This window comes from Rhodoferax sp. GW821-FHT07G04 (assembly GCF_059418585.1).
The window spans coordinates 289,955-312,923 of sequence record NZ_JBWKQD010000001.1 but is presented as its reverse complement, the minus strand read 5'-3'; the positions used below and the strand labels follow the sequence as shown (position 1 = coordinate 312,923).

Below are 22,969 nucleotides of genomic sequence, written 5' to 3'. Positions count from 1 at the left end.
GCCCCATTGCGGGCGGGCAGACGCCCATCGCATATGCTGTACAGATTCGCAATTTAAAAATCTGTCATGCAGCACAGTTACCAGCAACTCGCCCACTCCTTGATGGCGGACATCAAGGCCCACCGCTACGCCATCGGCGAGCGCCTGCCCTCGGTGCGCAGCTATGCCGCCGCGCAAGGCGTCAGCGTGTCCACCACCACCCGTTGCTACCGCTACCTGGAGAGCCTGGGCCTGGTGCAGGCCCGCTCCAAGTCGGGTATGTATGTGGCCGACTGGAAGGCCTTGCAGACAACGCAGCGGCGTGCGGCCGACAACGCGGCCCGCAAGCCCCCAGCGCGGGCGCCGGTGGAATACGACAAGCTGGTGTCCTTGCAGCACCGCATGACCGAGCTGTATTCGCTGACTGCGCAGCCCCTGCACCTGGGCCTGCACCTGGCCAACGCAGCGCCCGAGTGGTATGCCTGCGAGGCCCTGGCCCGCATTGCCCAGCGCCAACTGCGCAACGACCCTTTGGCCATAGGCGTCTATCCCACCGGCACGGGGCTGCCGGTTTTCAAGGATCAATTGGTACAGAACCTGGCCCAGTGCGGCGTGGATTTGCGGCAGGAGGAACTGCTGGTGACCAACGGCAGCACCGAGGCCCTGAGCGTGGCGCTGCGCGCCGTGGCCCAGCCGGGGGACGCGGTCATCGTCGAATCACCGGTGTACTTTGGCCTGCTGCAAATGGTGGAGAACCTGGGCCTGAAGGCGGTAGAGGTGCCTTGCGTGCCCGGCAGCGGCATCAGCCTGGAGGCGCTGGAGTATGCCCTGGAGCACCACCCCGGCGTGCGGGCCGTGGTGGCCATGCCCAATTTTCAAAACCCCTTGGGCTGCACCATGCCCGAGAAGAACAAGAAGCGCCTGCTCAAGCTGGTCGAGCAGCACAACATCGCGCTGGTTGAAGACGATGTATTTGGCGACCTGCTGCATGCCACCACGCCCCAGCAAGAGCGCCCCCAGCCGATCAAGGCCTGGGACCGGCAGGGCCGCGTCATCTATTGCGGCTCGTGCAGCAAGAGCGTGGCGCCGGCTTTTCGCGTGGGCTGGGTAGCGGGCGGGCGCTACCAGACGCGCATCGAGTCGCTGAAGCTCAGCAACTCCTTGATTACGCCGCTGTTTGACCAGGCCGTGCTGGCCGAATTCATGCAGGGTGGGGGCATGCCCCTGCATCTGCGCAAGCTGCGCGCCCACCTGGCGACCCATGTGCCCCTGGCCGCGCAGGCCGTGCGCCAGCACTTCCCGGCGGGCACCCAGGTGGTGAGCCCGGCGGGCGGCTGGTGGTTGTGGATTGAGCTGCCCGAACACACGGACACCTTGGCCCTGCTGCGTCAGGCGGTTGCGCGGGGCATTGCGTTCACGCCGGGTGCACTGTTTTCGGGCGCAAACAAATTTGGTCACTTTATGCGACTGAATGTGGCACGCCCCTGGGGTCGTGACATGGAGCAGGGCATCAAAACGCTAGGAAAACTGGCGGCAGCCCTGCCAGGACGGACCTAATCGGTCCATAGCGGCCCATTTTTGGCTTTTTTTGGAACATTTTTGTCAGAATTGTTCAGCGGTGGACGGTTGGGTTTGTCGGCAGTGGGGCATTTGTTTGTAATCGTGTCATTGAAGCTGTCACGCACGGGCCCCGCTCACTTTTTCACCTCTCTGACCGAAATGAAGACTCCCTCCATGCGCCTCTGGACCCAAAACATTCAACACTGGTGGAGCGCCCGCCGCGGCGGGGAGCAAAGCAATGGCCTACCCAAGGTCAGCGCGCTGCTGGAAAAAAAGTCGCTGACGGTGGTGTTTCAACCCATGGTGGACCTGCGCACCGGCGCCGTCATGGGCCACGAGGCACTGATACGCGTGCCGCGCAGCGTGGGGGAAATGAGCTACGAGGACCTGCTGGGTGCAGCCAAGCAGCAGCACTGCCAGCGGGAATTCGAAATGGGCTGCATGGAGCTGGCCATTGAACACTGGTTGGCCGACCGGCCCGGCGGCCAGGTGTTCGTCAATTTCAGCGCGCAGACCCTGGTCGATCTCAAGCAGTCGGAAGGTGGTATCGACATGCTGCTGCAAGTGCTGCGCAAGCATAAGCTGCAACCCCGGCGCATGGGACTGGACATCACAGGCTACACCCGCGTCTCCAGCGTCACGACCCTGGTCGAGGCATTAGAGCCCCTGCGTGCGGCCGGTATGAGTGTCTCGCTGGATGACTTCAAGGTCTCCGAGTCGGGCATGCGGGTGTGGGCCAAAGTGCTCCCCACCATCGTCAAGATGGCCCCGCGTTGGACGCAAAAGGTGGATTCGGATGCCGACAACAGCGCCATGGTGGCCAGCTTGGTACGCCAAGCCCAGAACCACGAATGCCTGCTGCTGGCGAAAGCGGTAGAGGTCGAGGCCGAACTGCGCGCCCTGCGCCGCTTGGGCGTGGACCTGGGCCAGGGCTACTTCCTGGGAAGCCCCGCGCCGGACCCCATCACCAGCCTGAACCTGCGGGCCAAGTCGGTGCTGACCGCTGTGAGCTTTTAGTTAAGGCGCGGGCTGCATCTGGTTCAACACACGCAGCACTTCCAGCAACTCGGCAATCGTCGGGTTGAGGTTGCTGACGCTGTCCTCGCGCTGCCGGCGCGCAAAACGGTGCCAGGTGGTGATGTTCAATATCTCCAGCTTGCCGTAGTGCAGCTTTAGCCATTCCTGCTGGGCCAATTGCTGCACATATTCCGAAAACAAGGTGCGTGATACACCGCACAGTGATGCCAGCGTGTTCTGCGCAATCGGAATCTCCACCCCTTCGCCCATGGCCACCGTGGGAGGGCGCTCCGAGCGGTAGGCCAGCGCCTCGGCAAACTGGGCCAGTCCCATCACCACGCGCAGGCAGGGGTTGCCCAGCTTCATCAACGTCAGTGTTTCGGATGTCTTCTGCACCCGCCAGGCCATCAGCTTGGCCACATAACGGGCGAACTCGGGCTCCTGGCCGAACAGCGCGTCAAAGGTGCTGGCCGGCATGCGCAAGACCTCGGTGGCGGTCAGGCACACATAGTCAGCAAAGCTGGGTTTGCGGTTGATGATGGACTGTTCACCAAACCATGCGCCCTTGCCGTAGATGGATATGGGGGTGGACTCGGAGTTGGTGGTGGGGATGGCGGCCGACACCAGGCCGTTCATGATGTACTGCCAGTGCTGCACCTCACCACCCTTGGTCCAGATCTTGGTGCCTGCCGTGAAGGATTGCACCTTCACGCTGGGCGCGGTCTGCGCAGCCAGCGCCTCCGACAGGCCCAGGCGGCGCAGGCGGGTGTAGACGTAGCCGTTGGCGGCGGGTGGAACCGGGGGCAATGGAACTCCTCAAAACAAGCGAGCAGTGTAGCCTTGCGTGGTGCGCTCAAGAGGCTTGTTACATTGTCAAACCCGTCGCTGGGGTTAGCCCTAGGGTAAATTCTACCCATTATGGGTTTATTGACCGGGTTGATATTAAAAATAGGCCTCTAGCCCTCGTCAATATTGATGATATTGCTATATTTATAGTAGCTGCACGGTGCAAGCCGATGCCGACCAGAACCACCGAGCTTGCGCTGAGCGGGCGAGGGTTGGTGGCCCGCAAACAAGCCACGCTGCGCAAAACGCGGTGGATGATGTAAAGTGGAGTGGATACAAGGGAGGTGAGCCATGCTTGCGCAAATATCCCCGTCCGTAGATGCCACCAAAAGTGAGGCCTCTCGGTACGCACTGATCCGTCGGTTGGGCTTTGTATTCCGCCACCATCTGGTGGTCAATCTGCAACCCTTGAGCATGATCTGCCAGGTCATGCACCACCGGTTGAACGCGGCTCCGGTGGATGTCGCGGCCATGCACGATGCCGTCGACCAAGCCAATCGCCTGGTGCATACATCGATTGCATCCTGCCTGGATGTGGTCTCCTGGTTGACGGCCGATTCCGATCTGACCGCCGATGCCGTGCAGGGCTTCAACGAGTGCCTGTCCAATGTGCGCAGCAATTTCTCGTTCCGTGGCTTTGTCTTCCAATACGAAGAGCCCAAGATGAATGTGCAGGTGAACCAATGTGCGCTGCGCGAGGTGGTGACGGCCGCGTTGTTTGCCGCCACCGACCAAGCCCAGGGCATGAACACCATAGAGCTGGCGCTGACCGGTGCCGCCAGTGGCGTGGAGATTGCCATGCATGTGTGCCCCGGTGGCGGGGAGTCTGGTGCACAGCAAGGGGCCTACCGTCTGATTACGTGGGAAGACGTTCAGCTGCTTGCGAGCGCCCACGGCGTTCGGTTCACGCGCCATCCCGATGGGTTGGTCAAGATGTCCCTTGTTCAGTCGCCCCGTCTGGGCGGCCTGTAGCCGGCACCGACTGAGCCTGCGCCGGAACCCCCGGCACTTTTATCTACGGAGACGCTATGGATCAGGCCGTTCAAGCAAAGCCCAAGAAGACCATTCCAAAGAAAAAGTCGGTTACGGCACCCCCAAAGCCGGCCAAAAAAGCCCTTGCGGGAAGCGAGACACAAACGCTTGCACATTCATTGACCCAAGAGCCCAGCGAGATGCGCTCGCGCCAGATATTGGCGGCACTCACGGCGTTTGAGGAGGGTGATTTCACGGTCCGCTTGCCGGTGGACTGGGCAGGCACCGAAGGCCGCATTGCAGAGGTGTTCAACAGAACCATAGGCAATGCCAGACGCATCACGCAAGAGGCTTTTCGTGTCAGCGCCACGGTAGGCAAGGAAGGGCGGCTATCGCAGCGCATGTCGGTACCCGGCGCCTCGGGTGGATGGGTGGAGCAAGTCGATTCCCTGAACACCCTGATTGACGACCTGGTGCGGCCCACGATCGACATCGCGCGCACGATTGGTGCCGTGGCGAAAGGTGATCTCAGCCAGTCCATGGATTTGCAAGTGGACGGGCGCGCGTTGAAAGGCGAATTCCTGCGCTCGGCCAAGCTCGTCAATTCGATGATTGAGCAGCTGGCCGTGTTCACATCCGAGGTGACGCGGGTGGCCCGCGAGGTAGGAACCGAAGGCAAGCTCGGCGGGCAAGCCCAGGTGCGGGGTGTGTCCGGTGTGTGGAAGGACCTGACCGATTCGGTCAACCAGATGGCCGACAACCTGACCGCGCAGGTTCGCAATATTGCCGATGTGACGATTGCGGTGGCCAATGGCGACTTGTCCAAAAAAATCACGGTGGATGTACGCGGTGAAATTCTGCAATTGAAGGAGGCCACGAATACGATGGTCGACCAATTGCGCTCCTTCGCGTCTGAAGTGACGCGGGTCGCGCGGGAAGTCGGTACCGATGGCCGGCTGGGTGGTCAGGCTGTCGTACCCGGTGTAGCCGGTACCTGGAAGGATTTGACGGACTCGGTCAACTCCATGGCGAACAACCTGACGCTGCAGGTGCGCAACATTGCCACCGTGACGACCGCCGTCGCACGTGGCGATCTGAGCCGAAAGATCACCGTGGATGTGAAGGGCGAAATCCTGGAGCTCAAGGAAACCATCAATACGATGGTGGACCAGCTCAACGGCTTTTCGGCCGAAGTCACCCGCGTGGCGCGTGAGGTCGGCACGGAGGGCAAGCTGGGCGGGCAGGCGCAAGTGCCGGGCATTGCGGGGACTTGGAAGGACTTGACGGACTCCGTCAACTCCATGGCGTCCAATCTGACCGGTCAGGTGCGCAATATTGCGGGTGTGGCCACGGCCATTGCCAAGGGCGACCTCTCCTCCAAGATCACCGTGGAGGTCAAGGGAGAAATTCTGGCGCTGAAGGAGACCATCAACACGATGGTTGACCAATTGAACGGCTTTGCGTCTGAGGTCACGCGCGTCGCCCGCGAGGTCGGCACCGAAGGCAAGCTCGGTGGCCAAGCCCAGGTGCCCGGCGTGGCGGGCACCTGGAAGGACTTGACCGACAACGTGAATTTCATGGCATCCAATCTGACGGGGCAGGTCCGCAATATTGCGGAAGTGACCACCGCCGTGGCCAATGGCGACCTGTCCAAGACGATCACGGTGGACGTGAAGGGCGAAATCTTGGAGCTGAAGAACACCATCAACACCATGGTGTACCAGTTGAATGGTTTTGCGTCGGAAGTGACGCGGGTTGCGCGCGAAGTCGGTACCGAAGGCAAGCTGGGCGGCCAGGCCGCTGTGCCCGGCGTGGCGGGTACGTGGAAGGACTTGACCGACTCGGTGAACTTCATGGCGTCCAACCTGACCGGCCAGGTGCGCAACATCGCCGAGGTGACCACGGCGGTGGCACGGGGGGATTTGTCCAAGAAGATCACCGCCGACGTGCGCGGCGAAATTCTGGAATTGAAGAACACCATCAACACCATGGTGGACCAGTTGAATGGCTTTGCGGGTGAGGTGAGCCGGGTGGCACGCGAGGTCGGCACCGAGGGCGCCCTGGGCGGTCAGGCCCAGGTGCTGGACGTAGCTGGCATCTGGAAGGATTTGACGGACAACGTCAACTCCATGGCGTCCAACCTGACGGCCCAGGTGCGCAATATTGCCGATGTGGCAACCGCGGTGGCCAACGGCGACTTGTCCAAGAAGATCACCGTGGACGTGAAGGGCGAAATCCTGGAGCTGAAGAACACCATCAACACCATGGTGGACCAGTTGAACGGTTTTGCGGGCGAGGTTACGCGGGTGGCACGCGAAGTCGGCACGGACGGCAAGCTGGGTGGCCAGGCCCAGGTGCGCGGCGTGGCCGGCACGTGGAAGGATTTGACCGACAACGTGAACTCCATGGCCAACAATTTGACGGGCCAGGTGCGCAATATTGCCGACGTGACCACCGCCGTGGCGCGCGGCGATTTGAGCCGCAAGATCACCGTGGAGGTGAAGGGTGAAATCCTGGAGCTGAAGAACACCATCAACACCATGGTGGACCAGTTGAACGGCTTTGCCTCCGAAGTGACGCGGGTCGCCCGTGAGGTGGGCACCGAAGGCAAGCTGGGCGGTCAGGCCGCTGTGCCGGGCGTGGCGGGCACATGGAAGGACTTGACCGACAACGTGAACTTCATGGCGTCCAACCTCACAGGCCAGGTGCGCAATATTGCGGACGTGGCCACGGCCATTGCCAAGGGAGACCTGTCGTCCAAGATCACGGTCGAGGTCAAGGGCGAGATCCTGCAGCTCAAACAGACCATGAACACCATGGTCGACCAGTTGAATGCCTTTGCCGGCGAAGTGAGCCGCGTGGCACGCGAAGTGGGTACCGACGGCAAGCTCGGTGGCCAGGCGGCAGTGGAAGGTGTGGCCGGCACCTGGAAGGATTTGACCGACAACGTGAATTCCATGGCCGCCAACCTGACCGGCCAGGTGCGCAATATTGCCGAGGTGACGATTGCCGTGGCCAATGGGGACTTGTCCAAAAAGATCACCGTGGACGTGCGCGGCGAAATTCTGGAACTGAAAGAAACCATCAACACCATGGTGGACCAGTTGCGCTCTTTCGCGGCCGAAGTGAGCCGCGTGGCGCGCGAGGTGGGTACCGATGGCAAGCTGGGCGGCCAGGCCCAGGTGCCGGGCGTGGCCGGCACGTGGAAGGATTTGACCGATAACGTCAACTCCATGGCCAACAATCTGACCGGCCAGGTGCGCAATATTGCCGACGTGGCCACTGCCATTGCGCGGGGCGATTTGGGCCGCAAGATCACGGTGGATGTGAAAGGTGAAATCCTGCAACTCAAGGAAACCATGAACACCATGGTGGACCAGCTGTCGGCCTTTGCGTCCGAAGTGACCCGGGTGGCCCGCGAGGTGGGTACCGAAGGCAAGCTGGGCGGCCAGGCCGCCGTGCCGGGCGTAGCCGGCACGTGGAAGGACTTGACCGATAACGTCAACTCCATGGCCTCCAATCTGACGGGCCAGGTGCGCAATATTGCGGATGTGACGATTGCGGTGGCCAATGGCGACTTGTCCAAGAAGATTACCGTGGACGTGCGCGGTGAAATTCTGCAGTTGAAAGAAACCATCAACACCATGGTGGAGCAGTTGCGCTCCTTCGCGTCTGAGGTGACGCGCGTGGCCCGCGAGGTGGGCACCGAAGGCCGGCTGGGCGTGCAGGCCGTGGTGCCGGGCGTGGCCGGTACCTGGAAGGATTTGACCGACTCGGTCAACACCATGGGTGCCAATCTGACGTCACAGGTGCGCAATATTGCCGAGGTGACGACCGCCGTGGCACGCGGCGACTTGAACCGCAAGATCACCGTGGACGTGAAGGGTGAAATCCTGGAGCTGAAGAACACCATCAACACCATGGTGGACCAGTTGAACTCCTTTGCCGGCGAGGTGACGCGGGTTGCCCGAGAGGTGGGTACCGAGGGCAAGTTGGGCGGTCAAGCCCAGGTCGGTGGCGTGGGCGGCACCTGGAAGGATTTGACCGACAACGTGAACTTCATGGCCTCCAACCTGACCGAGCAGGTGCGCGGCATTGTGAAGGTCGTGACGGCTGTGGCCGACGGCAACCTGACGCAGCGCCTGACCGTGCAGGCCAAGGGCGAGGTGGCGGCTCTAGCCGACACCATCAACGGCATGACGGATACGCTGGCCATCTTTGCCGACCAGGTGACCAATGTGGCGCGCGAAGTGGGGGTGGATGGCCGACTGGGTGGCCAGGCCAATGTGCCCGGCGCGGCCGGTACCTGGAAGGATTTGACGGGTAACGTGAATCTGTTGGCCGCCAACTTGACCACGCAGGTGCGGGCCATTGCAGAGGTGGCCACCGCGGTGACCAAGGGTGACTTGACCCGCTCCATCCAGGTGGATGCCAAGGGCGAAGTGTCCGAACTCAAGGACAACATCAACACGATGATCTCAAACCTGCGCGAGACCACGGAAAGCAACCGCGAGCAGGACTGGCTGAAGACCAATCTGGCGCGGTTCACCGGCATGCTGCAGGGTCAGCGCGAACTCAACACCGTGGGGCAAATGCTGCTGTCCGAACTGGCCGCGCTGGTGGGTGCGCACCAGGGCACGGTGTACCACTTCAATACAGAGGGAAGCACCAGCGAGCTTGCACTGCTGTCGAGTTATGCGCAGGACGGTAGCGTCCGTCTGGCGGGCCGGCTACGCCTCGGCGAAGGGCTGGTGGGCCAATGCGCCCTGGAGAAGAAGCGCATCCTGTTGACCAATGCGCCTCCCGATTTTGTAACCATTGCATCCAGTCTGGGGCGGTCCAGCGAGGTCAGCGTCGTTGTGCTCCCGGTGCTGTTTGAAAACCAGACCAAAGCGGTTATTGAACTGGCCTCTTTGCATCCGTTCTCGGTTGTCAATCTGAACTTTCTGGACCAATTGGCAATGAATATTGGCGCTGTCTTCAACACCATTGAAGCGACGATGCGCACGGAAGGGCTGCTCACGCAGTCTCAGCAATTGACGGCGGAATTGCAGTCGCGCCAGAGCGAGTTGCAGCAAACGAATGAAGAGTTGGGCACCAAGGCGCGCTTGTTGGCCGAGCAGAATGCCGAGGTGGAACGCAAGAACGCCGAGGTGGAGCAGGCACGCGGCGCGCTGGAAGAGAAGGCGTCGGAATTGGCGTTGACGTCGAAGTACAAGTCAGAATTTCTGGCCAATATGTCGCACGAGCTGCGCACGCCGCTCAATTCGATCTTGATCCTGAGCCAGCAGCTAGCGGAAAACGCGCCGGGCAATCTTTCGGGCAAGCAGGTTGAGTTCTCGCGCAATATCAATTCCTCCGGCACGGACTTGCTGCACCTGATCAACGACATCCTGGACTTGTCGAAGATCGAGTCGGGCACCGTGACGGTGGAAATTGAAGAGATTTCCTTCTCGGGCCTGCGCGACAACATAGACCGCAATTTCCGCCACGTTGCCGAGGCCAAGAGTCTGCCATTCCACATCAATTTCGCCGACAACCTGCCGCGTGCCATGGACAGTGACCCCAAGCGCTTGCAGCAGATTCTGAAGAATCTGCTGTCCAACGCGGTCAAGTTCACGTCGCAGGGGCAGGTGGAGGTGCGCGTGGGGCTGGCAACGCGGGGCTGGACGGCCGACCATCCGGTACTGCGGCAGGCACAGCAGGTGGTGTCCTTTGCCGTGGAAGACACCGGCATTGGCGTTGCACCGGAGAAGCAGCGCCTCATTTTTGAAGCTTTCCAACAGGCCGATGCCGGCACATCGCGCAAGTACGGAGGTACCGGCCTGGGCCTGGCGATCAGCCGTGAGTTGGCTGTGTTATTGGGTGGTGAGATTCGGCTGACCAGCGTGCATGGTGAGGGCAGCGTGTTCACGCTGTATCTGCCGTTGCACTACGCCGGGGCGGAAGGCATTGTGGCTGCAAAGACCGTGCAGGAGCCATCCATTGGGGGACACTCGGTGATTGCACTGCAGTCGACGCGGGAGGAGCACATCGCGGACGACCGGGACGATATGTCCTCGGGTGATCCGTCCTTGCTGATCATTGAGGATGACCCCCATTACGCGCGCATCTTGCTGGGCCTGGCGCGCGACAAGGGCTTCAAGGGCATTGTTGCCACCAAAGGCGCTCACGGCCTCGTGCTGGCCCGTCAGTACCGGCCCACCGCGATCTCCTTGGACATTTTTCTGCCCGACATGCTGGGTTGGACTGTGCTGAACCAGCTCAAGCTGGATCCGGACACGCGCCACATCCCCGTGCAGATTCTGTCGTTGGAAGAAGAGCGGCAGCATGGTCTCTCACACGGGGCGTATGCCTATCTGGTCAAAGAGCCCACGACCGACAACCTGGAGGCCGCCTTCGAGCGTATCAAGGAATTCACCGCGCCACGCACCAAGCGCCTTTTGGTGGTGGAAGACAATGGTGTTGAGCGCGATGCGGTGGTGGAGTTGCTCGACGAAGCCGACATTGAGACGGTCGCAGTGGGCAGTGGTGGTGCGGCCTTGGCGGCCATGCGTGCGAAGAGTTTTGACTGCGTTGTGCTGGACCTGCGCCTGCCGGACATGAGTGGCTTTGATTTGCTGGAACAGGTTCAGGCCGACCCGAAACTGGCGTCGGTGCCGGTGGTGGTGTTCACGGGCAAGGACCTCAGCAAGGACGAGCAGTCCCGCTTGCAGTCCATGGCCAAGAGCATCGTGCTCAAAGATGTGCAGTCGCCGGAGCGCTTGTTGGACGAAACCTCCTTGTTTTTGCACCGCGTCGTCACCGCGCTACCACCCCATAAGCAGGCCATGCTGGACCGGCTGCACAACTCGGCAGAAATATTGCGCGGGCGCAGTGTGCTGGTGGTCGATGACGACGCGCGCAACATCTTTGCATTGACGTCCGTGCTGGAGAACCATGAAGTGAATGTGATCAGTGCGACCAACGGGCGCCAAGCCATTGACATCCTTGAAACAACAGCCGAGTTGTCAATGGTGCTGATGGACATCATGATGCCCGAGATGGATGGCTACGAGACCATGCGCGAGATACGCAAGCAGCCACGCTTTCGCACACTCCCCATTCTGGCTCTGACCGCCAAGGCCATGAAAGGTGACCGCGAGAAATGCCTGGACGCCGGTGCCAGCGATTACATCGCCAAGCCGGTGAACACGGACCAACTGCTGTCGTTGATGCGGGTCTGGCTCTACCGCTGAGGGTGCGCGGCAATGGCAAATAGCATGCAGAGAAGAACACCGGGCGATCTGGCGGAAATGCAGGTCAATGTCTTGCTGGTGGACGACGAGCCACGTAACCTCGCGGTCCTGGAGGCGGTGCTGGACGACCCGGCCTACCGATTGGTGAGGGCGTCGTCTGGTGACGAAGCCCTGTTGGCACTGATGGCAGACGAGTTCGCCGTGCTGGTGCTCGATGTGCGCATGCCCGGCATGAGCGGGTTTGAGCTGGCACATATGGTCAAAGAGCGCAGAAAGACGGCCCGGGTCCCCATCATTTTTCTGACGGCCTACTACAACGAGGACCAGCACATTCTGGAGGGCTACACCAGCGGAGCGGTGGACTACCTCCACAAGCCGGTGAATCCTGCCGTGCTGCGCTCCAAGGTCGCCATCTTTGCGGAGCTGCACCGAAAGAAAGTGGCTCTGGAACGTGCCAATGCGGCCTTGGTGGATGAAGTTGCGGAGCGGCGCCTGGCCGAAGCGCGCCTCAGCGAGCTCAATGTCACACTGGACCGGCGCGTGCAGGAGCGGACAGAAGCCTTGTTGGCCCGCGAGGCACAGCTGCGTGAGGCCGACCGGCGCAAGGATGAGTTCCTGGCCATGCTGGCCCATGAACTGCGCAATCCGCTGGCACCGGTACGCAATGCGGTGCAGATACTGCGGCAGGAGGGCGGGACGACGCCCCAATTGGTTTGGGCTTCCGAGATCATTGACCGCCAGATACAGACCATGACCCGTCTGATCGGCGACCTGATGGACGCAGCGCGCATCACCCAGAACAAGATTGACCTTCAGTTGGAGCGTGTCGAGCTAGCGCCTGTGCTACGGGATGCCGTGACCGCCTGCCGACCCTTCATCGACGAGTGCGGGCACCAGTTGTCGGTAGAGATGCCGGAACAGGCGATGTGGCTTGTCGCCGATCCCATTCGGCTCGCGCAGGCTTTTACCAATCTGCTGCACAACGCCGCCAAATACACAGATGCGCGCGGGTCCATCGAGCTGCGGGTGCAGCAGGAAAACGAAGATGTGCTGGTGACCGTCAAGGACCACGGCATAGGCATTGCTGCGGATCGCCTGCACGGGGTGTTTGACCTGTTTGCGCAGGTGGAGTCGGCCTCGGAGCGCTCACGTGGGGGGCTGGGTGTTGGCTTGACATTGACGCGGCGCTTGATTGAATTGCATGGCGGCAGCATCCAGGCCATCAGCTCTGGCATCGGGCACGGTAGCGAATTTGTGGTGCGTCTGCCAATGGCAGCTTGCCAAGATGCGAAACCTGTTGAGCCGCCGGACAGCACAGCCGTGCAGACGGCGGCCTCTGGCGGGCTGTGCATATTGGTTGCGGACGACAACGAAGACAGTGCCGGCACGCTGGCGTTTCTGCTGCAGGCCATGGGGCATGCGGTCCACCAGGTGCATGACGGCGAGGCGGCGGTGCGCGAAGTGGTTCGCGTCAACCCGGACTTGGTGCTACTCGATATCGGAATGCCCAAGCTCAACGGTTATGAGGTCTGTCGCCGTATCCGCGCATTGCCCGCCGGTGAGGTGCGCATGGTGGTTGCCATCACGGGCTGGGGCCAGCCGGGCGACAAGCAGATGTCGCAGCAGGCGGGTTTTGACCGGCACTTCGTCAAGCCCATGGCATTATCCGAACTCGAAGAAGTGATCGCCCAACTGGTGCAGGCCAAGTTGGGCGCCGTCCAAGGCTAGCCGAGGTGTGTATGGCGCTCCAGTTGCGCGCCGGTCTCCATCGCGGCCAAGCCTTGCAGGATGCCGCAAGCGTCTACCCCTGTGCCGCTCTCGCAGCGCTGGCGTAGCGCGCTCAATTGCTGCTTAAGCTGCGTCAGTTCGCGTATACGCTCGTCCACATGGGTCATGTGCTGGTCGAAAACGGTGTTGATGGCGGTGCAGTCGTCGCCACTGTCTTTGGCCAGCTTCAGCAGGGCATGGATTTCTTCGTGGCTCATGTCCAGCGCGCGGCAGTTGCGCACCAGGCGCAAGCGCTCCAGGTGGGTTGGCCCATAGATGCGGAAATTGCCCGCCGTGCGCTCTGGCTCGGCCAGCAGGCCGGCCTTTTCGTAGTAGCGCACTGTCTCCACGGTGCATTGGGCCCGTTGCGCCAATTCCCCGATTTTCATGGGACTGCTCCAGAAAGTTGTTGACTCTATAGTAACTTCAGGTTGTGTAATGGGACGAGTTGCTTGCCAAAAGACCATGTCCACCCATAACCACCATCACCATCACGACCACGACGCGCAGCACGGCCACACGCTGCATGACCATGACCATGACCATGGAAGTTGCTGCGCCTCGTCGCCTACGCCGCAGCCCATGGACGCTTTGCTACCGCTGCGCGAGGGCATGGACAACACGGCCATACGTATTTTGCAAATGGACTGCCCTACGGAGGAAGCCCTGCTGCGCAAAAAACTCAGTGGCGTGGAAGGAATAGAGGGTCTGCAATTCAACCTCGTGCAGCGCGTGCTGACCGTGGCCCACGCGCCCCAAGCCGCAGACCGCATCCTGGCCGCTATCCGCAGCTTGGGCTTTACGCCCGAGATTCTCCCTGCGCAGGCTGCAACTGTACGGCCCGCCAACGAGCCTGCCAAGCCCTGGTGGCCCATGGCGTTGGCTGGCGCCATGGGCCTTGGAGCTGAAGTCGCCCATTGGTTGAATCAACCCACTGCGCTGGTCGCCGTCTTGGCTTTGGCCGCTGTGTTGATCTGCGGGCTGAGCACCTACAAGAAGGGCTGGATTGCGCTGCGCAACGCCAACCTCAACATCAACGCGCTGATGAGCATTGCCGTGACCGGCGCACTGCTGTTGGGCCAATGGCCCGAGGCGGCGATGGTGATGGTGCTATTCACCGTGGCCGAATGGATCGAGGTCCGTTCGCTGGACCGCGCACGCCATGCCATCCAGGGTCTGATGCAGCTCGCGCCCGAGCAGGCCACGGTCTTGCAGCCCGACGGAACATGGGTCGAGGTTGACGCCGAGACCGTGGCCTTGGGTGCGCGTGTACGTATCAAGCCCGGTGAACGCATCGCGTTGGACGGACGCATCGCCAGCGGGGCCTCCAGCATCAACCAGGCGCCCATTACCGGGGAGAGCTTGCCGGTCGAAAAAGCCGAAGGCGACACCGTGTTTGCCGGCACCATCAACATGTCGGGCTCGTTCGAATACATGGTCACGGCCACTGCGGGCAATAGCACGTTGGCCCGCATCATCCACGCGGTAGAGGCTGCCCAGGGTGCACGGGCACCTACGCAGCGTTTTGTGGATCGGTTCGCACAGGTCTACACGCCGGCAGTGGTTGCCATCGCTATCGCCGTTGCGGTATTGCCACCGCTTTTCATGGGGGGCGACTGGTTCGCATGGATCTACAAGGCATTGGTCCTGCTGGTCATCGCCTGCCCCTGCGCGCTGGTGATCTCCACGCCGGTGACCATTGTCAGCGGCTTGGCGGCCGCAGCCCGCCAGGGCATTCTGGTCAAGGGCGGCGTGTACCTGGAAGAGGGGCGCAAACTGCAATGGCTGGCGCTGGACAAGACCGGCACCATCACCCAGGGGCGACCGGTGCAGACGGATGCTGTGGCCTGCGATGGCATGGATGTGCCCACGGTGCAGGCGCTGGCGGCTAGTCTGGCGGCGCGTTCGGACCATCCGGTATCGCAGGCCGTGGCCCTGGCGGCACAGACCCAGGGCCTTGCGCTGCAGAATGTGGAGGGCTTTGAGGCCCTGCCTGGGCGCGGCATACAGGGCCAGATTGGTGGCATACCGTACTGCCTGGGCAACCATCGCCTGGTCCATGCGCGCGGCCTGTGCTCCGACGCGTTGGAGGCCCAGCTGACTGCCCTGGAGCAGCAGGGCAAGACCGCCGTTTTGCTGGCCGACGCGCAGCGTGTGCTCGGCATCTTTGCCGTGGCCGACACGGTCAAGCCCGGTAGCCGCCAGGCCATTGCCGAATTGCACGCACTGGGCCTGCAAACCATCATGCTCACCGGCGACAACGCCCATACGGCGACGGCCATTGCCACGCAGGTCGGCATAGACGAGGCCCGCGGTGATCTGCTGCCGGAGGACAAGGTGCAGGCCATCGCAGCCAAGATGGATCGCGGCGGGACGGTGGGCATGGTGGGGGACGGCATCAACGACGCCCCGGCCTTGGCGCGCGCCAGTATCGGCTTTGCGATGGGCGCAGCCGGCACGGGCACCGCGATAGAGACCGCCGACGTGGCCCTGATGGACGACGACCTGCGCAAGCTGCCCCGCTTTGTGCGCCTGTCGCGCCGCACGCATGCGCTGTTGGTGCAGAACATAGCGCTGGCGCTGGGTATCAAGGCGGTAGTCCTAGTCTTGACCATAGCCGGCATGGGCACGATGTGGATGGCGGTGTTTGCCGACGTAGGGGCCAGCTTGCTGGTGGTGGGCAATGGCCTGCGCCTGCTGCGCGTGCCGGGCGTTGAAGCAACAAAGGAGTCCCATGCGCAATGAAGCCCAACGCGCTTTCCAACACGAATCGTGGGGCGTTTGGTGGTGCTCGCAGGTGCTGCGGCCGCTATTGCTACTCTGGTTTGGGTACGGTAGGCGCGTTACCCACGGTACACAAGTCGCCTGCCGATGCCGAGGAGGGGTCAACCAGCGCTGGCGTACTTGACAGAGCAACCGTAGGCCGCCGTCACCGGCTTGCTGACCGGTTTGCCGGCAGCCGTCTCGTCGATGGCCTGCGTCACATAGTTGGTGGCACCGGCGATATCGCCGGGGTTGGTGCTGGCTTTGCTGTCGATGGCACCGGCATAGACGAGCTTGCCGGTTGGGTCCACCAGGAACATGTGCGGTGTGGTGCGGGCGTCATAGGCATGGCCGAGCTTGCCGTTGTCCATCAGCAGCGTAGTGGCTGCCGACTTTTGCGCCTTGGTCCATTCGGCCAACACCATCGCCAGCTTGGGGTCCGGCGCAGCTCCGCCAGTGGTGTTGACTGATAGCCAGACCACGCCCTTGCCATTGGCGTGCTTTTGCGTGGCCTGCATATTGCCGCTGTTGTAATGCTTCTGTACAAAGGGGCAGTCGGGGTTGGTCCACTCCAGCACCACGTATTTGCCTTTGAAATCTGACAGCGACACGGCTTTACCGGCGGTGTCCACTGCGGAGAACTGCGGTGCGGCCTGACCAACCAGGGATTGGGCCGACGCGTTGCCGACCCAGGACAAACCGGCAACCAACGCTGCTGCTGCGACGAGTGTTGTCTGTTTCATCACCTATTGCTCCTTGCCGGTTGCTGCTGCAGGTGCGGGCTCCTCGGACGAGCCGCCAATCTTGTTTGCCACGCGGTGGGCGGCCTTGCCAGTGGCCTCTGCGCCATGCTCGATGCCTTTGGCTGCGGCCTTTGCGCCGCGCTCAATGCCCTTGGCCGCGGCCTTCACACCATGTTCTATGCCGTTGGCGGTGGCGCTGGCCCCCCGTTTGACCGCATGGGCCACCTTGTCGACGACGCCCGGCGAGGATTTCGCGGCTGGCGCCTCGGCAGCCTCTTCTGCGCTTGCGGGACCAAACAACATCGTCAGAAGTGAAACGGCGGCCAGGGCTTTGGATAGGGTATGCATGGCAGGTTCGAGGTGCGAAGACGGGAAAAGTTTCAAAGAGATGATAGCTATTTTGCGCTTTCTGCTACTGGGCGTAAGTGTGAAAGGATGTAAGACCTGTCGTGGCGCCTACGGGCATGCGTCACTGCGGCCTGCCGATGATCGCTACCGTGGTGTAGCGCACAGACACGCGCCCGTCACCTGCCAGGCTTTGAAACAGCGCACTCACCTGCTGGCTGGCTTGCTGTCCGGCTGCCGAGTCGCGGGTGGGCATGTAGGAGCGGGAGAAAACCAGGCTCAGTAGAGCGGCTTCGTTGAGGTGGTGTTCATGGGGCCATGTCAACTCCAGCGGTGTGTGGCGCCCGAAGAAGGCGGGCACTTCTCCGCGCTCGTCATGCGCCAGCATGGCACTTCGCTTGGAACCACCGTATTGCGCAAAGATGCCGTCCAACGCGATGTGTAGCGGGTCATTGCCCAGGCGGTCGTTCCAGATCAATGCGACGGCGCCGTGGGGTTTGAGCACACGCAGGCACTCGGTCCGCGCGGCGGCGACGTCAAACCAATGGAAGGCTTGCGCAGCGGTGATGAGGTCCACGCTCGCGGTGGGTAGGGGCATGTGCTCGGCGGTGCCATCGGCGCTGCTGTAGCCGGGGTGGTGGGCCAAGGCATGGTCGGCGGCTGCGCGCATGCCGGCATTGGGCTCTATGGCCGCAACACGGTATCCCTGCGCCACAAGTCCCTGGGTTAGCAGGCCGGTGCCCGCGCCAATGTCGGCGACCACGGCGCCCAGTTGCAGGCGACAGTGGCTGCGCAGTACGTCGAACAGCGCTGCGGGATAGTCGGGCCGCGACGCCACATAGTCGGTGACCTTGTTTGAGAAGATGGTGCCTACGCCCCCTTGGGGTGCATAGGCGGAACGCAATTGGGCGCCGGTATCGGCCGCTGGGGTGGAGTCAGAGTGCATGGCACACAGTGTGCCGCAAATGGCGTTCCTTATTGCACAACAAACACGACGGCACTGCGGGCGGGCAGCACGAAACCACCGCTGGCGCGGTCAAAGTGCGCCGCGTCGCGCACCCGCGCATCGGCTGCGGTAGCGGCCGCTTGCCTTGGGTGCAATTGGTAGGCTTTGCCGGCCTGATCGGGCAGCGTGACCGTCTGTGCCACCTTGTCCACGTTGATGAGGTATAGCAGTTCCTGGAAATTGGCGCCTGGGTAGCCACGACCATCCATGTGGCCTGCCAACACAACCGGGTTCTGCGTCGGACCGGTGTTGGGGAAGTGCAAGCGCTGTCGGACGTCATCTGCGGTGCGCAGCCTGAAAAGCGTGGAACTGGCGCGAATGGCCAGCAGGTCCTTGAACACGTCGCGGCTCCAGGCGATGTCCGTCGGCGTAGGGCGCAGACTGGCATCGGCCAGCAACGGACGCATCAGCGGCCAGCTGTCTCCGTTGTCGGCCCTGGGGGGCAGGCCGGTGCCGAAGAAGTTGGTCTGGTAGGCCCAGTCCAGGCGGTTGAACCAGTCGCCCGAATCAAAACTGTTGCGGTCCATGGACTTGGAGCGCAATATGTCGCCCCCCGCGTGGAAGTAGGCCACGCCCTGGCTGAAGGCATTGATGGCCATGGCCAGCATCTGCACGCGGGCGCGGTCGGCGGTGCTGGTGCCTGCGGGCAGCTTGAAGGCGTTGTTGTCGAACAGTGTCTGGTTGTCGTGGTTCTCGACGTAATTGGCCACTTCCGATGGTTCACTGGCGTAGCCCGCGGGCTGGCCCGCATAGTCGATGTCGGCGAGCTTTTTGCGTTGGCCGGTGTAGGCCACCATCTCGAAGTTGCGTATCGACCCAGCAAGGCCCACACGCACCATGTCGGCCGTGCGCAGCAGGTCTTCTCGCGTGGCGGTGGAGAGTGCGTTGCGGTCGTAGACCATGCCGTTGGTATAGCCCTGGTTGCGGATCTGCGCATCGCCGTTGTCACCCGCGCCGCCTCCGCGCACGGCATCCCGCGCCCGGTCGCTGAAGGTGCCAATGCCGCTGCCGTTCAGCGACAGTTGCGAGGCCTGCACAAAGCGCGCGCCGTTGGCCACTTCGCCAAAATTCCAGCCTTCCCCAATCAGATTGACATGGCGGCCGGTGGCTTGGTTCACCCGGGCCTGCAGCGTCTCCATCACCGTGCGCGGCTGGTGCGCCATCAGATCGAAGCGGAAGGAGTCGATGCGGTACTGCGTGGCCCACAGCACGACCGAGTCCACCATCAGCTTGCCCATCATCATGTTTTCGGTGGCGGTGTTGTCGCAGCAGGTGGAGCGCTCGATGATGCCGTTCGCATCCAACCGGTGGTAGTAGCCGGGGACGATGCGGTCCAGCACCGATTGCGCGTGTTGGCCCGACGCACTGCTGTGGTTGTAGACCACGTCCATGCCCACGCGCAGGCCGGCGGCGTGCAGGGCCATGACCATTTGGCGCAGTTCCCGGACGCGCATGGCGCCGTCGTTGGCGTCGCTGGCGTAGCTGCCTTCGGGGGCGTTGAAGTGCAGCGGGTCGTAGCCCCAGTTGAAGCAGTCCTTGGCGGCGGTGACGGTGCTGGCGGCTTGGGGTGCTTCGCTGTCGCCCTGTTCGGGTGTGGCGATGGCGGGCGTGGTGCAGCCGCGCTCGGGTACCGAGGCGATGTCGAAGATGGGCAGCAGGTGCACGTCGGTCATGCCGGCGCGCGATAGCACTTGGAGGTGGCGCATGCCGTTGGAGTCCGCGTGGGCGAAGGCCAGGTATTTGCCGCGCTGGGCTTCAGGCACCGTGGCGTCGCCTATTGAGAAGTCGCGCACATGCAGCTCGTAGATGGCCATGTCCACGGGTGCCTGGATGCGTTGCGGCGCCTCGTGCTGGTCCCAGCCCGCGGGCTTGAGCCTTGCGTCGCCCAGGTCGGTGATATAGCCGCGTTGGGAGTCTGCATTCAGGCTGACCGCATACGGGTCGGTGACGCGGTTGCGCACCAGGCCCACGCCGGGCACGAACACGTCGACCAGGTAGCTGTAGTAATGGCCAGTCAGGTTGCCGCGGTGCCGGTAGCGCCAGGCGCCAGTGAGTGCATCGCGCTGCAGCGCCGGTGCGGCCACCGCCGCACCCTGCGCGCTGTCAAACAGGCAGACGTGCACCTGCAAGGCGGTCGGCGCCCATAGTTTGAGTTGGGTGCGGCGCGTCCCAACACTGGCGCCCAGGTCGGTCAAGCGCGTGGCGGCCGCGAATGCGTCGTCCAAGGCGCCGGCCGATTGGATGGACGTGGCGTGCAGCACGCGCCCGGCCGCATCCTCCTGCACCAGCAGCAGTTGGCCCTGGTACAGGGCGCGCAGGCGTGGCAGGTCGTGGGTTGGAACGGCGAGCAGCGCACCCGGTTTGACGTAAGCAAAGCGCTGAGCCACTTCCTCAGGTACGGCGCCCGTGTGGCGGTCCAGCGCCAGGGTGTTGTCTGCTCCGGTGACCATTTGGCCTGTGGGCGCGCGCAGTTGGCCCGCTCTCGAGTGGTACAGCGTGAACCGCCCATCTTGGGCCGCGCCGGGCCATTGCAGCAGTTGGCGGTTCAGCCACACGGCCTGTGGGGCCGGTGCCAGAGCGGCGGCGGGCTGCGGCGAGGTATGCAGTGCGGTTTGAAAATCCCCGCCATTGCAAGCCGCCAGCAGCGCAGCGGAAGCCGTTGGAGAGGGCGCCGAGAGCGTGGACGCCGCACCTTGGGCGCCCCCCGCCACCGTGAGCGCCAGCAAGCAGGTGTGCGCCAGATGGGTCAAGGGTTTTTTTGGGGGTTTTATACCCAATTTGGGGTTTATGGCGAGTGTCATATAAAGAATCTGGCGCTAGCCCTCGTCAAATATACGGATGTAGCTATCAATTGGATAGCATATATGCCAACGCCGGGCGTTTCCTTTTGGCCTGCAGTTTGGTAATTTTGCTACAAGAATTTCATAAAGTATGAGTAGTATGATTACATATTGGCGCGCTACTGTGTAGAATTACCCGAACAATCAATGGTATTTGGCTTTTCTTGGCCTGATGCATATAAGTAGTTTTGCTACAAAGAGGTTTCAATGCCACAGCCTTCAGCCGCAGCCACGGTTGCCACTACCCGATACGCAGGTCTGCGCGCCGCCGCCCGGTCCGCGCTGCTATTGCTGGCGGGACTGTGCGGTGCTGCGTCCGGCTTTGCGGCTGAGGTCTCCGGTGCCGCCATCGACACCCGCCCCGTCGCCCAAGCCATACAGCCCAGCACGCTACCCACCAACTGGCAACGTGGCGCCTTCATGGAAATCTTTGTCCGCGCCTACAAGGACAGCAATGGCGACGGTGTGGGCGACCTCAAGGGCCTGACCCAGCAGCTGGACTATCTGAAAGACCTGGGCATTAAAGGCATCTGGCTGATGCCCATCACCACCAGCGCCGATGGCGACCACGGCTACGCCACGACCGACTTCCGTGGCATAGACCCGGCCTACGGCACGCTGGAAGATTTTGATGAGCTGCTGCGCCAGGCCCATGCGCGTGGTATCGGTGTGGTCATGGACTACGTCATCAACCACAGTGCCCGCGCGCACCCGATGTTTGCCAGCGCGCTGGCAGACGGCCCGGCCAGCCCGTTTTACGACTGGTATGTGTGGGAGAAGGATGCGCCCCCCGGTTGGGATATCTGGGGCGCTTACCCGTGGAGCCGCACGCACAACGGCTACTACTTCGGCACCTTTGGCAAACATATGCCGGACTTCAATTTCAAGAACCCGGCCGTGCTGGCCTACCACCAGGACAGTCTGCGCTTCTGGTTGAACCGGGGGCTGGACGGCTTCCGCCTGGATGCCGTGCCGCACTTGGTGGAGAACAGCGCCAAGGATTGGAACGACCAGCCTGAGAGTCGCCGCGTCACCGGTGACCTGCGCAAGCTGATCACCAGCTACCCGCAGCGCCATGTGGTGTGTGAGGCCACGGCCAACCCGCAGGCCTATGCCGCGGCCGATATTTGCGGCAGCGCTTTTGCGTTTGGGCTGGAGCGCAATATCGTCAACGCTGCCAAGGGTGACCGCAAGGCGATCCGTTATGTGGCGGACTACTTCACCACCGCGCCGCAGACCATGGCCACCTTTGTCGCCAACCACGACATCTTTGCCGGTGAGCGGCTGTGGGACCAGTTGCGCGGCAACCTGGAGCAATACAAGCTGGCCGCAGCGTCGTATCTGCTGCAGCCCGGCACGCCCTTCATCTACTACGGTGAAGAGATTGGCATGGCGGGCGTCAAAGGGCTGGACGGTGATGAGCCCTTGCGCGCGCCCATGAGCTGGACGGCGGACAAGCAGGGCGCAGGCTTTACCACCAGCAACAAACCCTTCCGCCCCATCGCGCCCAATGTGGCGCGTTACAACGTGGCGGTGCAACTGGCCGACCCTAACTCCTTGCTGTCGTTTTACAAAAGCATGCTGGCGCTGCGCAACAGCCTGCCCTCATTGGCCAGCGGCAGTTATGACGCGCCCGTGGTGCAGGGCAGGGTGATGGCCTACCGGCGCACACTGGGGGCGGAGACCACGCTGGTTGTTCTCAACTACGACACCAAAGCCAGCATGCTCACGCTCAAAGACCTGAAGCCGCAGGCGGCGTTTGCGCCTGCCTATCCTGCACAAGCCAAGCCTGTTGCAGCCACTGCAAGCGGCGCCCTCAGCCTGAGCTTGCCCGCGCAGTCGGTGCAGGTCTACCGCTTGCAACCCTGAACGCAGCCTCTATCCTTAGCCCCA

General features: G+C 62.4%; 13 protein-coding genes. 7 read left to right on the top strand and 6 right to left on the bottom strand.

Translation table 11 applies throughout. The annotated features are described in order from the left end of the window. The first annotated feature begins 66 nt into the window (after positions 1–66). Both AC07OO_RS01345 and AC07OO_RS01340 read left to right on the top strand, forming a co-directional pair. Positions 67–1,536: an aminotransferase-like domain-containing protein gene (locus AC07OO_RS01345; RefSeq protein WP_495080255.1), complete on the top strand. Its 1,470-nt coding sequence runs from the start codon at positions 67–69 to the stop codon at positions 1,534–1,536. Between the two features lie 177 nt (positions 1,537–1,713). Further along, the gene (locus AC07OO_RS01340; protein WP_495080254.1) at positions 1,714–2,556 is read left to right on the top strand and encodes an EAL domain-containing protein; all 843 of its coding nucleotides are present in this window, start codon (positions 1,714–1,716) and stop codon (positions 2,554–2,556) included. Here the strand turns inward: AC07OO_RS01340 and AC07OO_RS01335 are convergent, their stop codons facing one another. Beyond that, positions 2,557–3,363: a Crp/Fnr family transcriptional regulator gene (locus AC07OO_RS01335; protein WP_495080253.1), complete on the bottom strand. Its 807-nt coding sequence runs from the start codon at positions 3,361–3,363 to the stop codon at positions 2,557–2,559. Between the two features lie 330 nt (positions 3,364–3,693). Between AC07OO_RS01335 and AC07OO_RS01330 the strand changes: the two genes are divergently transcribed. The 3 genes from AC07OO_RS01330 (at position 3,694) to AC07OO_RS01320 (ending at position 13,340) form a co-directional block, all read left to right on the top strand. Then, positions 3,694–4,374: a hypothetical protein gene (locus AC07OO_RS01330; RefSeq protein WP_495080252.1), complete on the top strand. Its 681-nt coding sequence runs from the start codon at positions 3,694–3,696 to the stop codon at positions 4,372–4,374. 200 nt (positions 4,375–4,574) lie between these two features. Next, positions 4,575–11,612: a HAMP domain-containing protein gene (locus AC07OO_RS01325; RefSeq protein ID WP_495081753.1), complete on the top strand. Its 7,038-nt coding sequence runs from the start codon at positions 4,575–4,577 to the stop codon at positions 11,610–11,612. 24 nt (positions 11,613–11,636) lie between these two features. Further along, a complete protein-coding gene (locus AC07OO_RS01320; RefSeq protein WP_495080251.1) occupies positions 11,637–13,340 on the top strand; it encodes a response regulator in 1,704 nt (567 codons plus the stop codon). Here the strand turns inward: AC07OO_RS01320 and cadR are convergent. Continuing rightward, positions 13,337–13,768 carry a Cd(II)/Pb(II)-responsive transcriptional regulator gene (gene cadR / locus AC07OO_RS01315; RefSeq protein ID WP_495080250.1) on the bottom strand — a complete coding sequence of 144 codons (432 nt, stop codon included), beginning with the start codon at positions 13,766–13,768 and terminating at the stop codon, positions 13,337–13,339. The genes AC07OO_RS01320 and cadR overlap by 4 nt on opposite strands. 49 nt (positions 13,769–13,817) lie before the next feature. Between cadR and AC07OO_RS01310 the strand changes: the two genes are divergently transcribed. Continuing rightward, positions 13,818–16,124 carry a heavy metal translocating P-type ATPase gene (locus AC07OO_RS01310; RefSeq protein ID WP_495080249.1) on the top strand — a complete coding sequence of 769 codons (2,307 nt, stop codon included), beginning with the start codon at positions 13,818–13,820 and terminating at the stop codon, positions 16,122–16,124. 140 nt (positions 16,125–16,264) lie between these two features. Here AC07OO_RS01310 and AC07OO_RS01305 read toward each other — a convergent pair whose 3' ends face one another. The 4 genes from AC07OO_RS01305 to AC07OO_RS01290 all read right to left on the bottom strand — a co-directional run bounded on the left by AC07OO_RS01305 (position 16,265) and on the right by AC07OO_RS01290 (position 20,986). After that, the gene (locus tag AC07OO_RS01305; protein ID WP_495080248.1) at positions 16,265–16,885 is read right to left on the bottom strand and encodes a redoxin domain-containing protein; all 621 of its coding nucleotides are present in this window, start codon (positions 16,883–16,885) and stop codon (positions 16,265–16,267) included. A 3-nt stretch (positions 16,886–16,888) separates the two neighbouring features. Next, positions 16,889–17,233, bottom strand: coding sequence for a hypothetical protein (locus AC07OO_RS01300; protein ID WP_495080247.1), 345 nt, complete (start codon positions 17,231–17,233; stop codon positions 16,889–16,891). A gap of 121 nt (positions 17,234–17,354) precedes the next feature. Continuing rightward, positions 17,355–18,176: a class I SAM-dependent methyltransferase gene (locus tag AC07OO_RS01295; protein WP_495080246.1), complete on the bottom strand. Its 822-nt coding sequence runs from the start codon at positions 18,174–18,176 to the stop codon at positions 17,355–17,357. 29 nt (positions 18,177–18,205) lie between these two features. Continuing rightward, positions 18,206–20,986 (bottom strand): alpha-1,6-glucosidase domain-containing protein, encoded by a 2,781-nt coding sequence (locus AC07OO_RS01290; protein WP_495080245.1) that lies wholly within the window; start codon positions 20,984–20,986, stop codon positions 18,206–18,208. A 297-nt stretch (positions 20,987–21,283) separates the two neighbouring features. Here AC07OO_RS01290 and AC07OO_RS01285 point away from each other — a divergent pair, with 297 nt between their 5' ends. Further along, positions 21,284–22,945 (top strand): alpha-amylase family glycosyl hydrolase, encoded by a 1,662-nt coding sequence (locus AC07OO_RS01285; RefSeq protein ID WP_495080244.1) that lies wholly within the window; start codon positions 21,284–21,286, stop codon positions 22,943–22,945. The last annotated feature ends 24 nt before the right edge of the window (positions 22,946–22,969 follow it).